The 15288-nt window shown below is 30.7% G+C and carries 19 protein-coding genes; 2 read left to right on the top strand and 17 right to left on the bottom strand.

Annotation, left to right across the window (positions count from 1 at the left end; genetic code table 11):
- Positions 1–61 precede the first annotated feature (61 nt).
- The 3 genes from RSD37_RS12240 to RSD37_RS12230 all read right to left on the bottom strand — a co-directional run bounded on the left by RSD37_RS12240 (position 62) and on the right by RSD37_RS12230 (position 2338).
- Entirely contained in the window at positions 62–547 is a 486-nt protein-coding gene (locus RSD37_RS12240; RefSeq protein WP_346947025.1) for a GNAT family N-acetyltransferase, read from the bottom strand.
- 49 nt (positions 548–596) lie between these two features.
- Positions 597–1151, bottom strand: coding sequence for a GNAT family protein (locus tag RSD37_RS12235; protein ID WP_346947024.1), 555 nt, complete (start codon positions 1149–1151; stop codon positions 597–599).
- Between the two features lie 110 nt (positions 1152–1261).
- Positions 1262–2338, bottom strand: coding sequence for a ribonuclease Z (locus tag RSD37_RS12230; RefSeq protein ID WP_346947023.1), 1077 nt, complete (start codon positions 2336–2338; stop codon positions 1262–1264).
- Positions 2339–2699: 361 nt separating this feature from the next.
- On the opposite strand from RSD37_RS12230, the gene RSD37_RS12225 reads away from it, so the two are divergent.
- Together RSD37_RS12225 and RSD37_RS12220 are read left to right on the top strand one after the other, a co-directional pair.
- Positions 2700–3830, top strand: coding sequence for a sodium ion-translocating decarboxylase subunit beta (locus RSD37_RS12225; RefSeq protein WP_346947022.1), 1131 nt, complete (start codon positions 2700–2702; stop codon positions 3828–3830).
- Positions 3830–3958, top strand: coding sequence for an OadG-related small transporter subunit (locus RSD37_RS12220; RefSeq protein WP_346947021.1), 129 nt, complete (start codon positions 3830–3832; stop codon positions 3956–3958). Before RSD37_RS12225 ends, RSD37_RS12220 begins: the two co-directional genes overlap by 1 nt.
- Before the next feature lie 140 nt (positions 3959–4098).
- On the opposite strand, the gene RSD37_RS12215 is transcribed toward RSD37_RS12220, so the two are convergent.
- The 14 genes from RSD37_RS12215 to RSD37_RS12150 all read right to left on the bottom strand — a co-directional run bounded on the left by RSD37_RS12215 (position 4099) and on the right by RSD37_RS12150 (position 15276).
- On the bottom strand, positions 4099–4434 hold the full coding sequence (locus RSD37_RS12215; RefSeq protein ID WP_346947060.1) for a DUF2085 domain-containing protein: 336 nt from the start codon (positions 4432–4434) through the stop codon (positions 4099–4101).
- 36 nt (positions 4435–4470) lie between these two features.
- Complete coding sequence (locus RSD37_RS12210; RefSeq protein ID WP_346947020.1) at positions 4471–4764, bottom strand: zinc-ribbon domain-containing protein; 294 nt, start codon at positions 4762–4764, stop codon at positions 4471–4473.
- Positions 4765–5317: 553 nt separating this feature from the next.
- Positions 5318–6109: a GNAT family N-acetyltransferase gene (locus tag RSD37_RS12205; protein ID WP_346947019.1), complete on the bottom strand. Its 792-nt coding sequence runs from the start codon at positions 6107–6109 to the stop codon at positions 5318–5320.
- 91 nt (positions 6110–6200) lie between these two features.
- On the bottom strand, positions 6201–7304 hold the full coding sequence (locus RSD37_RS12200) for an alkaline phosphatase family protein (protein WP_346947018.1): 1104 nt from the start codon (positions 7302–7304) through the stop codon (positions 6201–6203).
- Positions 7305–7474: 170 nt separating this feature from the next.
- Positions 7475–8005, bottom strand: coding sequence for a DNA topology modulation protein (locus RSD37_RS12195; RefSeq protein WP_346947017.1), 531 nt, complete (start codon positions 8003–8005; stop codon positions 7475–7477).
- A gap of 20 nt (positions 8006–8025) precedes the next feature.
- Entirely contained in the window at positions 8026–8727 is a 702-nt protein-coding gene (locus RSD37_RS12190; protein ID WP_346947016.1) for a 5'-methylthioadenosine/adenosylhomocysteine nucleosidase, read from the bottom strand.
- Positions 8715–9470 (bottom strand): nucleoside phosphorylase, encoded by a 756-nt coding sequence (locus RSD37_RS12185; protein WP_346947015.1) that lies wholly within the window; start codon positions 9468–9470, stop codon positions 8715–8717. Before RSD37_RS12185 ends, RSD37_RS12190 begins: the two co-directional genes overlap by 13 nt.
- A 31-nt stretch (positions 9471–9501) precedes the next feature.
- The gene (locus RSD37_RS12180; RefSeq protein ID WP_346947014.1) at positions 9502–9936 is read right to left on the bottom strand and encodes a GNAT family N-acetyltransferase; all 435 of its coding nucleotides are present in this window, start codon (positions 9934–9936) and stop codon (positions 9502–9504) included.
- A 168-nt stretch (positions 9937–10104) separates the two neighbouring features.
- The gene (locus RSD37_RS12175; RefSeq protein ID WP_346947013.1) at positions 10105–11031 is read right to left on the bottom strand and encodes a DUF2935 domain-containing protein; all 927 of its coding nucleotides are present in this window, start codon (positions 11029–11031) and stop codon (positions 10105–10107) included.
- 226 nt (positions 11032–11257) lie between these two features.
- On the bottom strand, positions 11258–12025 hold the full coding sequence (locus RSD37_RS12170) for a class I SAM-dependent methyltransferase (protein WP_346947012.1): 768 nt from the start codon (positions 12023–12025) through the stop codon (positions 11258–11260).
- A gap of 184 nt (positions 12026–12209) precedes the next feature.
- Entirely contained in the window at positions 12210–12683 is a 474-nt protein-coding gene (locus tag RSD37_RS12165; RefSeq protein ID WP_346947011.1) for a GNAT family N-acetyltransferase, read from the bottom strand.
- Positions 12684–12714: 31 nt separating this feature from the next.
- The gene (locus RSD37_RS12160) at positions 12715–13278 is read right to left on the bottom strand and encodes a GNAT family protein (protein WP_346947010.1); all 564 of its coding nucleotides are present in this window, start codon (positions 13276–13278) and stop codon (positions 12715–12717) included.
- Between the two features lie 32 nt (positions 13279–13310).
- On the bottom strand, positions 13311–14165 hold the full coding sequence (locus tag RSD37_RS12155; protein WP_346947009.1) for a GNAT family N-acetyltransferase: 855 nt from the start codon (positions 14163–14165) through the stop codon (positions 13311–13313).
- A gap of 73 nt (positions 14166–14238) precedes the next feature.
- A complete protein-coding gene (locus RSD37_RS12150; protein WP_346947008.1) occupies positions 14239–15276 on the bottom strand; it encodes a S66 peptidase family protein in 1038 nt (345 codons plus the stop codon).
- Positions 15277–15288 lie beyond the last annotated feature (12 nt).

Below are 15288 nucleotides of genomic sequence, written 5' to 3'. Positions count from 1 at the left end.
AGCAAAAGGATGTCTTAGGACATCCTTTTAATTTACATATTATTGAAGTGTGAAATTAGATTTATGCACAACATATGCTAAATATATATTGCTCAGCACCAAACCTATGAACTGATTGTTCTAATTCCATTCCTACTTTCTTTAGAAGTTTACAAGAATACTCATTTGCTGACTGTGTCTCAGCTACAAGTTTCTGTAACTTTAGTTCTTCAAATGCATATTTTATAATTCTTTTAACTACTTCTTCTGCATACCCAAGTCCCCACCACTCTGATAAAAACTGGTATGATATTTCTCTACTTATACCATCATGATGTAAATCAATAGAAACTAACCCGAGAAACTTATTATTATCCTTATGTCTCACAACCCAATATAATGAGCTATTATCCGAAATATTCATTTCTGAAAATATACTATTATATGTAGTCTTATCTATTGTTCCCCCAAGAAATCTTCTTACTTTTTCATCAATATATAATTTTTCTACATCTTTATAGTCATTATCTTGCAAATTAATAATTTTACATCTCATTGTCTCTAACATAACCGTCTCCTTCTAATGTTTAATACATGACTTAATACTTTAAGATTAACTATTTTAACTTATGCCATTCCCTTTTTAATAAATCCATATATACAACATCTGAAAATTCTCCAGCTCTACTATCAAAGTACCCCTCTCTAACTATGCCAATTGTCTTAAATCCTAATAACTCATATAACTTTTGAGCCCTATAGTTGTCTTTCATTGTTGTAAGTTCTATCTTATTTAGATTTAAGAATTTAAACATAAAATCAATGAAAAGACTTAAAGATTCCTTTCCATATCCCTTTCCTTGCTCTGAAGTTTCGCAAACTTTTATTCCGAGCTCACATTTTTGATTCCTAGAATCCCAATCGCAATAATTCATCTCTCCTATAGGAACCATTCCATTCTTTTTACATATAATAAATCTTTTATTCCTTGGATATAACTCTGAATTTGATATTTCCCTTTCAATACCTGCTTTTATGGTATCCTTGCTTTGAAGCGTTCCATAAGACAAAGTAGCATGTCCCATAAATTCTCCATCATTCCACCACTTATAAAGATATTCTTCATCCCCTAATTCTATTTGTCTTATAACTATATCTCTTCCCACTATCATGATTATCCCCCTTGTATAATGAAATATGTTGTTACTTACTTATTCTTTAGTGGAGTGCTTAATTCCTTCACACTCCACTAAAGTATATAATCTAGTTATAAGCCATATATCTACTCATATCTAAAGCATAGTGTCATTTTCATTCTATCTTCACCTATTAAGGTATTTTCAAATACATCTTTAGCATTATTTATAAATTCATTAGGCTCTAACATAGCTGGACTAAAGTGAGTTAATAATAGTGCTCTAACCCTTCCCTCTTTTGCTAATCCTGCTGCTTCTCTATATGTCATATGTTTGTTTTTTATTGCCTTATCTACATCTTCACCCTTACCATAGGTTCCTTCGCATATGAATAGCTCGCTGTCCTCTATAAATTTAGGTATTATATCTAAAGGTCTACTATCAGTTACTAAGCTAACTTTTATTCCTCTTCTTTCGTCTCCTAAAACCATATCCCCATTATATTCTTTTCCTTCAAATGTTGCTCTTTCTTCTTTCTGTAGTCTGCTCCATAGAACTTTAGGTACATTATTTTCCACTGCCTTTTTCACATTAAACTTTCTTTCTCTTTTAAAGTTCAAACTATATCCAAGGCATGGTGATGAGTGATCTAACTCTAAGGTATTTATAGTTAATTGACCATTTCTTCCCCTTATTTGTCCCATTTTATATTCTTCTATACTGTTATTACCAACTTTATCATTGCTAAAATTATCCTTAAGTTTTCTTACTTTATCTTTCCCAACTTCTTCTAAGCATACTTTCTCTTCATAAAACATTTGTCCACTCACATAAAGTCCATCATCTGAAATATCAAACTCAACTAATGATGGATTCTCTATGATATTAACCTCATAAGGTAGGTACTGTGCTATTACTCTCAGACCATTCACTATATCTGTAATTCCTTCAGGCCCTATAATTGTTAAGGGCGCAGTTCTTCCGCTATTCCCTATGGTAGAAAGTAATCCTGGTAATCCGACAATATGATCTCCATGTCCATGAGTTATACATATCACATCTATAGATTTAAACCCACAGCAAATTATCCTCATGGATACTTGAGTTCCTTCGCCACAATCTATTAATATCTTTCGTCCCTTATAATTTATTAAGGTAGCTGAAAGATTTCTAAAAGGCATAGGCATTCCACCACCACAACCTAACAAACAAATATCAACCATATTAATCACCTAACCCTTTCTATATATAATCACTTAATATGTTTCCCTGTGGATTTTTACTTAAACATATTTACTAAGGTGATATAAATTTAAAATAAAAAATATCATCTTCATAAATAGTTCTTAATATCTTAATAACCTTTTGTTAATATTTACTTTTTATAGTGCAAATATTCTCAAAATGTTATAAAATTACTATGGATATAAAGATAAAATTAAATTTTATAACTGATACTCTAAATTTTTGATTTAGCCAGTAAAAGTTACTTATTGAAATTAAAATGGATATTAGAAGAAATTTACTAATACTTTATATTCACTTAATTTATTATAATCTAATTTACATACGGGAGGTTTAATTATGGATTTTCTATTGAATGGATTAAGAGCCATGACTTGGCAACAAGGGGTAATGTGGTTTATAGGTGCAGGATTAATATGGCTTGCTATTAAAAAAGGATTTGAACCAGCACTTTTATTACCAATGGGTTTTGGTGCTATACTTGTAAACATACCACTATCAGGAGCTGTTACCCAATTAATCAATGGTCATTCAGAAATAGGTATAATTGATAACTTATTTAACATGGGTATAGCCAATGAACTATTTCCTCTAATATTATTTATTGGTATTGGAGCTATGATTGATTTTGGTCCACTACTTACAAACCCAAAAATGCTTTTATTTGGAGCTGCCGCACAATTTGGTATTTTCTTCACAATAAGTTTAGCAGCATTGTTAGGTTTCTCCTTAAAGGATGCTGCATCTATAGGTATTATTGGAGCTGCCGATGGACCAACATCAATCTTTGTTGCTAACTTCTTTAAGAGTAACTATATTGGTCCCATAACTGTAGCGGCCTACTCTTATATGTCCTTAGTACCTATTATTCAACCCTTTGCAATAAAGCTAGTAACTACTAAAAAAGAAAGACAAATAAAAATGAAATATAACCCTGCTTCAGTATCTAAGACAACTAAGATACTATTTCCAATAATAGTTACTGTAATTTCAGGCCTTATAGCACCTACTTCTGTAGCTCTCATAGGCTTCTTAATGTTTGGTAACCTAATTAGAGAATGTGGTGTGTTAGAAAGATTATCTTCAACTGCACAAAATGAGTTAGCAAACTTAGTAACATTACTTTTGGGTATTACTATAGCCTCTAAAATGAAGGCTGAATTCTTTGTTACCTCGGATACCTTTATGATTATTGGACTTGGACTTATTGCCTTCATATTTGATACCATTGGTGGAGTACTGTTTGCAAAGTTTATTAACCTTTTTGCCAAAGAAAAAATCAATCCAATGGTTGGTGCTGCCGGTATCTCAGCATTCCCTATGTCAGCTAGAGTAATTCAGAAAATGGGACAAAAAGAAGATCCTCAAAACTTCTTGTTAATGCATGCAGTAGCTGCAAACGTATCTGGACAAATAGGTTCAGTAATAGCCGGTGGATTAATTTTATTCTTAGTCGGAGGTGGAATGTAATGCATATTGAAGCATTTAAACAGAGTTTAGAAATAATGTGGAAAGGTATGGGCGGAATATTTGTAGTAATGCTCATAGTATTTGTATTCATTAAAGGCCTAACTTACTTATTTCCAGGAGAAGAATAAATAATATTTCTCTATTTTTATAAATTAAATAGACTAGGTATAAGTTAATTTCATATATCTAGTCTATTTTTAACAATATAAATTTTTCAACTGATTAAATACAACACAACTTCTTAAATAATTTTAAAAAGCCTTATTCCCTAGTTAATAATTACCTTTACTATATGTCTTCCCGTTGCAAGTCCTAATACCATAGCTAGTCTAAAAAATCCTATGGTAGCAATACCTGCAATAATACCTGTTACAAATCTTCTTGTATTATTACTCTCCCAATGACCATATAATTGACCTAGTCCATCAATAGCTATAGGAATCATCATTAAAGCCTCCAATATAATATGAGGCCTCTTTGATATTACAATATATATAATTCCAAATATGTATCCTACAAGTATTCCTGTGCATCTTGCACATATAGGAAATTGTTTTCCCCTATAAAAAAAAGATCTTTCAGGTATCTTATGACATAAAAACATATAGTTCAATATTTTATCTGTAACCTTCATTTAATTTTAATAATACATTGAATCTGAAATACCTATAAAGATACAAACAATGTAAAATACTACCCAAGCAGCAATTCCGCCTAACATCCAATAACAAACGACTTTAGCTGATTTTGGTTTTTCTCCTCTCCAAATAAAGTATAAAATTAAACCCACTATTGGAAAGCAACATGATGCAACTCCCGCAAAATGTGATGGGTTGTCCACAACTGTTGATTCAGCCTCTTTTACTCTTACTCCACATAATGGACATATTTCTGCATTACTATCAATTTGTCGTCCGCAATTTTTACAATACATATTATTCTCCTTTTTATTACACAAAATTCTTATTTATTACATTTTATATTAATATTATATAAAATTTTTGTTAACTTTGCAATAATAGTTTAATATGTAATATATAAACTACTTACTTGTTCATTGTATTTCCACTTTGGTTACATTGTAATATTAGTTAAAATCTTAGCTTTATTTACCTCACCCTTTCGTATGTTCAACATTCCTATACAAATCTCCTATATTATTTATGAGATTCTCCATATTTTTAACATCTTCCTCTAAAAATAACGGAAATTTTATTCTATAGGTATCATCCTTAACTTCTATTGCATTAATCAATTTAAGATCATTAATAATGCCAGGAATTATTTCATCATCTTCTCTATTTAAAGCTTTTGCAATTTCATAATTTGATATTGAAAATGGTTCATTTACTGCAATTAAATATAATAGTTCAGTTACATATTCCTTACTCGTTACATATGTAGGATTGTAACAATCATACTAACCTACCTCTCCAAAGAAATAAAAATTTAGTTTACTATTATTCATATTAATTTTCTCCCATATTTTATGTTTCTGATATCATAGTCCACTTATCTATATCTTCAAACCCTAATTTTTTATATATTCTTCCGGCTAAAGGATTATCATAAAATAAGCATAATGTTTTCCCTTCACTTAATAGGTCATAACATAATTTAGATAAACACTTTGATGTTAATCCTTTATTTCTATTTTCCTTATCAGTGGCAACACCTACAACCATGGCTGACTTAGAGTTTTCAGCAGTGGTTTGAGAACTTGAAATTATCTTTCCATGTTCATCTTCAATATAATATATTCTTCCAAGGTTACTTTCCATAGTTTTAGAAATTTTATCTTCAGTACTATCTTTATCTGTGCTAAATTCATTAATACTATTAATAAAATCATTTAATCTTTTTGCATCTTCAACTTTTGCAAGTTTTACACTACTATCAAAATCACATAACAATTTATCATTTTTCAACTCACAAAAGTAAGTTTCTCTTTCCTTGTAATCCTGAAAAACATCTTTAAAATCTTTCATTATACTTCTTTTCCCTGAAATCATTTTCTTACCTTCAGCTTTTTTAATCATACACTTAAATTCATCTATATCACTATGGTACTTCTTATAATAAGGAATATAACTCTCATAAAACCTTAGCAGAATTCCTGTAATCTTATTGTTATCATCAAAACTTCCCCAAGTCTCCATAAACTCAGTTTCAAAACCAAAATTTTCCACATCTCCAATTATAAATAAATTGATTGCAACTTCCTCACTCAAAAATTCAATTACCGTCTCTTTATCCTCTTCCCTTAACTTTCTTATCATACCTTTCACCTCTTCTTTCTTAATATTATTTCGATTTTTATCTGGCTTATAATTCTTCCATGAAAATCTATGTTGTTTTTGTTTTCAATAATTATTTACACTCAACAACTATGAGTGGCACCATCATTTCCCACTCTGTTAACCCAGCATGAACCCCAATAAATTTCTTATACGCTGCTTCATTATTAAATATAGAAGTTTCAGCAATTGCTATTGCTAAATAATCTCCTAGAAAATCTTGAAATCTAGTGTGTTCTTCACCATATCCAAAAAGTTTCTTTTTCAATACCTCTTCTCTAGATAAAAGTAAAAAATCATCTCCAAACTCTTTTAAAAATACATCTTTAAACTTTTGCTTCATTCCTTCTTTTACATGAAATGCAAGAGAACGTGGTTCTATGGAAGGTGGCCACTTTAAGCAGCTAGTAATTTCTTTATAATTTACTATTAATTCATTTCTCCCATCTATGTGTCCATGATCTGCCGTAATAATTAAAAGTGTATCTTTTAATTTTCCACTTAACTCTTCTAACATATTATTTATTTTTTTTATCCAATAAATGCTATCTTCGCTTGAAATTCCTTTAGTATGCATAGATGAATCTGGTTCTGGCCAGTATGTGTAAATATAATGTTTTTCCTGTTTATTACAAAGCATTTCAACTGATGACATAAGCTCATATATATCGTTAATAGGATAAGTTCCAAATGGAGACACGGAATAAGCCTTTGAATTTCCTGTATCTTTAATTTTATCAATTACATTCTTATATGGAATGTAACGTCTTGCCACATGATAATCAGCAACATTTTCGCCTTTATCATTAGTGTTAATGAAAATATTTACATTGTCATTAACTTCATCAAAATGTAGACTCCATCCTAGCCATGAATGTTCCATAGGTGCAAGTCCACTTTCAAGAGTCATTGTAGCGGCTGTTGTGGTAGGTGGATATACTGATGTTATTTCATCTATCATATGTTTTCTAAGAAAACTATCTTCCGGCAAAATGCTTTCAATATTTTTACTTCCCATAGCATCAAAAACCATAACAACTACATTTTTATAGTTTTTATTCAAAATACAATCAAGCTTTGGTAATGTAGTATGAGTATACTTTGCTCCAAAATGATTTAAAACTGAATTTATTAGATTTAAAATACTGTGATCATAATCTGGATATGTTAATTTCATAATTTACTCCTCAATTCCTTCATAGTCTATCTCACTTCAAAAACCCCAAGCTCTTTCATAGGGTAAAACTCACATACAGAAAGCTTAATAATTTTGCCCTTAAATGGTTGAAAGTTTTCATTAACAATAGGCAAAGCTTTTAAAAATAAGAATAACCATTTTAAATTTCTTTATACCTTTACTACCAAGTCCTTTATACTTTTAAGAAATGCTTCCACCTCTGATGGACTTTTAAGAATTATGACCTTTTTTTCACCCTCATACCTCTCAATCTTTTCTAAAATTCCTGGTGCTCTCTTTCTATTAAAACTCCACACCCAATTAACAAACTCTAAATCTAATTTTTCTTCACATCCAGCATTCATATCAGGTCTTGTTTTCCCTTGATACATAAATCTTCTCTTTATAATTCTATAAAGACAAAGATATGTTGGCATTTTAAGAAATATAATAGTATCTGCAGCTTTAAGCCTAATATCTAATGTATTTCCGTAATTACCATCAATAACCCACTCCTCTTTTTTTGCAAGACCTTCTACTATAGGTTCCCATTTATCCTTAGGAGTTTCAATCCAACCTGGACTCCAATATAAGGAATCTAAATGATATACAGGTATACTTATTAGCTCTCCAAGTTTCCTTGAAAATGTGGATTTTCCTGCTCCACCACTTCCTATTACAGCGATTTTATTCATATCCATTAATGTCCTCCTATAAATTCTTAATCATTAATAAGTTCCAGCATATTTATTACTAATTTAGCAGAGTTGTTTGCAGCTATACTTTCAAAATTCTCATAGCTCTCAGTAGCATCCTGATCTGCATTATCTGAAATACTTCTAATAATTAGAAAAGGTATGTTATTTATATGAGCTACATGCCCTATAGCTCCACCCTCCATCTCCACACAAAGAGGATTATATTCTTCAATTATTACCTTCTTCAGAGCATTATCCGATACAAAACTTTCCCCTGTTACAATCCTTCCAAGGTGATAATTATGCTTCTTTAAATCACTAATCTCATAGGCCCTTACTGCTATATCCTTTAAACTTTCACAGGACTTAAAATCTTCTTGAAATGGAAACAAAGATTCCATCTGTCGCTTTCTTACATCGTGATAGGTAACATTATCTGAGATAACCACATCACATATCTGTACATTTGTATTTAAGCTTCCTGCAATTCCTGTATTTATTATCTCAGTTACATTAAATTTAGTAATTAATACTTGTGTACAACTTGCTGCATTTACCTTTCCAACACCACAAGAACATAGTACTATACTTAAATCCTTATACTTTCCAATATAAAACTTAACACCTGAATAGGTTATTTCTTCTATTATATTTATTTTAGATTTTATAAGATCTATCTCAACATCCATAGCTCCGATTATGCCTATAGTTCTTATAATGCACATCCAATTTCAAAGGCAATCATCATATATTTCTCTCTTTCACTTATATCCAAATTACCAAGTATCCTTTTTTCCCACTTGGAGCTATCTAAATTGTCAGCTGAATATAGAAATTGAAGAAATTCAACATTTCTAAACTTACATACTGCTGCTAAGGATGCACATTCCATTTCTACAGATATACAACCTTCCGCTTTTCTTTTATTCATATTTCCTATGGTTTCTCTATAAATAGCATCCGTTGTCCATGTTTTTCCCTTTACGTAGGGAACTTCTAACTCCTCTAAAATACTAGCTAGCTTATCTGAACTTTCAATAAAAATGTAATCACTTGGCTTCATATAATGATAACTTACACCTTCATCTCTATAAGCATGTGTAGGAACTATGACATGCCCAGCAGTAATATTTCTATCTAATGAACCGCAAGAACCATAAATAACAACTTTTTCTGCCCCCATAGCAATTATTTCTTCAAGAGTTCCTGCTGCAAATGAACCACCCACAGGAGTCATATAAAATCCAATTTCCTTATTCTTATAATTCATTTTATAAATTACTACATCCCCATTTACAGATTTGGTGCATCCTGCTCTTTCTACACCTTGAAGCTTTGAAAAAATCTCCATTATTTTATAGGAAAATGTAGCTATTACTACCTTTGGAAATCCCTCAATCTTTTCCATAACCTCATTTGGATTAATAATTGCATTCATACTTTCATCAAAACTATTAATTATACTCATTTAAACATACCCCCATATTTTTCATTATCCTCTAATAATCCAACCTCATAATATGTTCACTACCAAACACCTGTCCATCAAATTCAAAGCCACAGTTTCTATAAAGTTTTACAGCATACTCACTATCCTTATGAACACCAAGAAAAACCTTATTGTGAGATTTGTCCTGTTGCATAATTTCTAAAAGTTTCTTCAATGCTTTCTTCCCATATCCTTTTGACTGATGATTTTTATCAATCATCATACGATAAATCCAATACTCATCATCATCTTCATCAACACAATACATTACAAATCCCACTATTGTGTCATCATGATATATCGCTAATGGTATACATTCTGGTTGCACCTTGGATTGTGCTATGGAAACTGCATTGGATGTAACAAAATCAACTTGTCCATTCTCAACCTCTAGACTAATACAATCCCAAAAGTTTTCTTTATCAATTTCTTTAAATAATATCAATATTTCTTCCCCCTATTTATTGTAGTTTTCTAAATCTCCAAAACATAAGAATAACCATTCTTATTTACTTGAATAACGAAACAAAAATACCGCATATTCACTTCTGAATAATACGGTATTTAAAGAAATTATTTAATAATCTATGGAATAGTAATTTTTACTTAACTTTTACATACTCTTTTTAAATATTTTCAATAAGCGCAAATAATGATTAGCTTCACGTAAAGTATGATCTCCCAATAAAGGTATTATTATGGACTTGATCTTACATTCTAATATTCCTTGTGTACCTTGTGCTTTGAATTTACTAATATCTATAGTTGCTTTTAGGCTTTCGTCTGTAACTTCAGAAATTGGCATTGACTTGTTCATAGCCTGCTTTGATTCTATTAGCAATTTATCAAACTCATTTCCAAAATTATTTGCTATACTTATAAGTTCGTCTTCAGTTGGGTCAAGCAGTCCACGAATAAACTTTGAATGTTCAGCCATAATTCTATTCCAAAACATTTCTTGCTCATAAGCTTCTCTTTCCATGTCTATTTCATCACCATTTTGTAATCTTTGTATCATTTTAAAATAAAAATTTGCTTCCCTTAAAATGTGATCAATAAGTAAAGGATAATTAACTGTGAATATTTTACACTCTAAAACATCTGATAACAATCTCTTTTTAAACTGTGTTAAATCTCTAACTAATTCCATTGCACTCTCATTAATCCTACGCACCCTATTTTCTAGCCTTTGGTTACCTTTCATCAACGGAGTTCCCATCAACTTTTTCTCTGCCTCAGTCAAACTGATAGGAATATCTACTCCTGTAAAATATGATGATGCCATTTCAGCATTTAATGTAAATGGTGTTACCACCTCACCAGACTGTAATACACTTGAACTAACAACACCGTTTGAAAGTGATATAACATCACATAAAAGTTTGTCAAACTCCCTTCTGAATCTGTCTGCTTGATCTATAAGTTTTGAGTTCTTTTGTGTAAAACCTACTTGCAAAAAAAATGAATGTTCTTTCATAATCCTAGCAAAAAAAAGATGTAACTCCAATGATTGTTGTATAAATTGGGTGTTAGATAGCATCGCTTACCTCTCTTAATATAAAATACTTGTCGCTATCATTGTATTAACTATATATATGAAATGTTACTCTTTATTATAATACTTCCTTATACTTCATATAAATAATTGTTGTTTTAAATACCGTACTATTCAATTTTCAAAGATCATATTCTATTATCTAATTCGCCATATCTACAGAATGCATATTAAATGTAAATAACTAAATAATAATTTAGAGCCAGTATCTTTACGGCTTTTTTGCAAGATATAATTCTACTGTATCATTAATAATTATTTCATTTCCAAAGTCTTCGATCGCTGTCCTAATACTATCGAAAAGAAGTGATTTTATTGATTTTTCCAAGGCTATATGATCTGAATAAGTATTCAGCAATTCTACATATTCAATGCCGGTCATTTTCCTTATATTTTGGTATTCCTTAAACTGAGCATTTACAAACCCATATTGCTCTATTTTATTTACGCTTGAATATTTTGGTCTGTCTTGGTAATTAGTTACCTCATTACCCCACTGTGGTACTAGCTCTCTATAAATAGATTGAATTTTTTGATGTACTGGATTATCGTTTGGTGATGGCCTATTCCAAAATAAAGCAAGTGTGCCACCACTCCTTATTATCCTATATGCCTTTTTATATCCAATTTCATCTGGTATCCAGTGGAAGGCAGTAGCAGAATATAACATATCAAACTTATTATCATCACAATCATAATCTTCAAAAGCGCACCGAACAACGTTGAAATTTTTATAAACCTTGAACTTTTCTCTTGTATATGAAGCAAGATTTTCACCTAATTCAACCGCTGTTACTTTACATTTTGCTTTTAAAAACGGTTCTGTAGCTTGGCCTGTCCCGCAACCTACCTCTAGCAAATACTTGTCCATAGTGATTTCTGCATATTCTATTACATCTTTAAATAGTTCAGTTCCATAATTCGGACGCCTCTTTTCATAATTTAAAACTGCCTCATCAAATAAGTATTTTAAATCCAAGTTATCATCTCCATTCTCAATATATATTCTATCGATAGTTTAGTCATAATCTACAACTACGCTTGAATTTTATCCATATTATAGCATATTTTCAAATACCGTACTATTCAATTTTCAAAGTTCATTTTTTATTTGTTAATTCCAATTTATACATACTATGCAATAAATTAATTACATAGTATGCTTATAATCTGCATATCTTTATATAATTAACAAGTGTCATTCTTTCATTTATCGGTCTTAGCTCACCGACTTTTACATATCCCAATTTTTCATACAGGTGACAGTTTCCATTTTCCTGAATTATTGTATCCAAAATCCATTTGCGTGCATTTGGATAATAACTTTCTATTTGTTTCAATGCTTCTTGTGCAATTCCCCTATTTTGATATTCAGGAAGAATACATAAAACCGAAATCTTATATGTCATTTCCTCCAATTCCATTACTCTAACCCATCCAACATTAATGTCGTTAAGTTGAAAAATATATGCTGTAGTATTAGCTCTATCAATCTTCTCTTTAATTCGCTCAACACTTTCCATTGCAGGATTCACATCATAGTCATGGTATTTGTAAAGCAATGGTTCAAATGATTTTTTCTGTATATCATGAACAATATGTGCAATATCGCTTGAAATCTGTATTACCTTTAGCATTTTTTCTCCTCCATATATGATTCTTTATCTTCTAAAATTTAAATTCTTCTTTAAGCAATCCATAAATATACATATCATTACATTGCCCTGTTACAGAATGTGTTTCATATTGACGTAAATATCCTTCTTCTTCAAATCCAAACTTCATTAAAATTTCTTTAGACCCAATATTTTCTGCACAAACAAATGCTTGAATTCTTTTCAATTGCAATTTATCAAATCCTAAAGTCAATACTGCCTTCATTGCCTCTGACATAATACCTTTTCTCCAAAATTCTTCCGATAATTCATACCCAATTTCTGCTCTTTTACCATCAAAGCTATTTAGAAAAATAGTTCCAATAATCTTATCCGTATTTTTATCAGCTATTGCAAATCGCATTATCCAATTTTCTTCAAAGCCTTTATTCCATATATCTATTATTTCTTCTGCATGTTTTATAGAATTAGGACCATTCCAATCAAGATATTGATATACATTTTTGTTATTATAATATTGAAATAGGTCAGTTGCATCACTATTTCTCATTCTTCTTAAATTAATCTTCTCTAACTCAATTGTTGGTATTTCTCGTATCATTTCTGATAGAATCATATTATTCACTCCTACCAATTTAATTAACCTTCTTAAACAATTCTATAATCAAAATTATCTTTCAATATCTTATAACCTATTTTTGAATATACTCCATTGGAAGTTGGATTATGCTTATCTACAAAGAGACTACAAAACTTATTTCCCCTTTCTAGATATAGCTTACTTAAATAATAAACCACAGCTAGTCCATATCCCTTGCCTCTTTCTTGACTATTAGAATAAACTAGACTAACAGAAACGCCATTAACTAATTGTCTTGTGGTCGCCGCCATAGAAACAGGGGTATGATTTTCATCTTCAAATAGATAAATGCATTTATTCTCAATCCTCATTGCTATCTTGTCTTTGAAATCCCCATAGGTCATATCCTCATTTAATGCTTCCTTAACAAATTTAATGTACCAATCTGCTATTATATTTAAGTCATTCCAAGTTGCTTCACGAAAGCTTCCTTTGGGTAATGAAATATCCTTATTTATCTCTCTTAACTCCATAACATCCATAGCTAAGTATTCCTTAAACTCACAACCACTTATTACGCTATAACATGATATAAATTCATCACAAATCTTTTTATTAGCATTAACCCCTTTAATACTAATTTCACTGTCTAGTAGATAGTCAGCCAAAACTTTAACTGCTTCACCTGTATTCTCCTTTAGATCACATATTAATAAGTTGTGTGGAGTTACATTACAGAAAATAATATTTAGGTCACCATTATCATCTTCAACTCTTCCAAATAACATCTCTTTACTTACAGTTTTATCTTTATTTATAAAACTATTAAATAGAATCAATTGAGTTATAGCTTCTCTTTCTAATAGAATATTCTCATTACTTTCTATAAACTCCTTCACTGTATTGTATATAACTATCTTCATACTAACCCTCCTCCAAATTTTCATCCCTATGACTAAATATTCCATGAATGAAGCCATTAATGTTTGTTATACCTTACATAACTCCAGACTCAACTATACTGAATTTATTTTCATCACAATTTATTTCCCCAACTGCTCCATAAGGAATAATCATCATTGGAGCTGTATGTCCAAAGTTCATATTAATCATAATAGGTAATTCTGTTAATCCTAGTTCTTCTCTAACCACCTTTAAAATAACACTTTTGTATTCTTCATAATACATATTGTCATAAGGCTTCCCAAAGATTATTCCATTAATATTATTCAAGATTCCTTGAGAACCATAATTTCGTAACCAATACTCAAAATACTTAGGGCTTGGTTTATCTTCGCTAGTTTCTAAAAATAATATGGTATTATTCCACACTTCCTTCTCTGGCCAAAGTTCTGTTCCTTTAACCATCTCTAGGACTTCTATGCATCCACCTATAAGTTGACCTGTTACACAACCGTTCCCCTGTAAAACTTCATATCCACTACTTGGATAAATATTTCTTTTTATATCTTTATTACACTCATCCCAAGGCAAATATTCACTTGTCCAATTATCAGAAGGAAAAATATTTCCTATGGTATCATTATCAAACAAAACCTTATTGACCCAATGGGTCGTGTAATCATGCATCTTCACATTTTCAGCAAACTCAGCTAGCACTGAAGGACCATAAAAGCTAGAAATTCCTGCCTTTAAACAAATCATATGAGTTACTGTAGTGTCTGAATATCCCATGAAAATCTTAGGATTACTCCTTATGGTTTCAAAATTAATATATGGTAGCATTCTAATGCTTTCCTCTCCACCAATACATGAAAAAATAGCTTTTATGGACTTATCCTCAAATGCCATCATAAGGTCCCTTGCTCTACTTTCTGGATTGTTGTATATATACTCAGTGCCCTTTAAAGTGTTTGGCATCTCCACCACCTGAAATCCAAATTCCTCTACTAACCTTTTCTTTCCTTGATTATATCTCCACAATATTTCCTTATCTCCAGCACCACCCCAAGATAAACTTATAGTAGCTACCTTGTCTCCTTTTTTTAGCCCTAAAGGCTTTATTAAATTCATTTAATCCCCTCC

The organism is Clostridium sp., assembly GCF_036646415.1.
Lineage (GTDB): Bacteria > Bacillota > Clostridia > Clostridiales > Clostridiaceae > Clostridium_J.
This window is presented reverse-complemented; position numbering and strand designations above follow the sequence as displayed.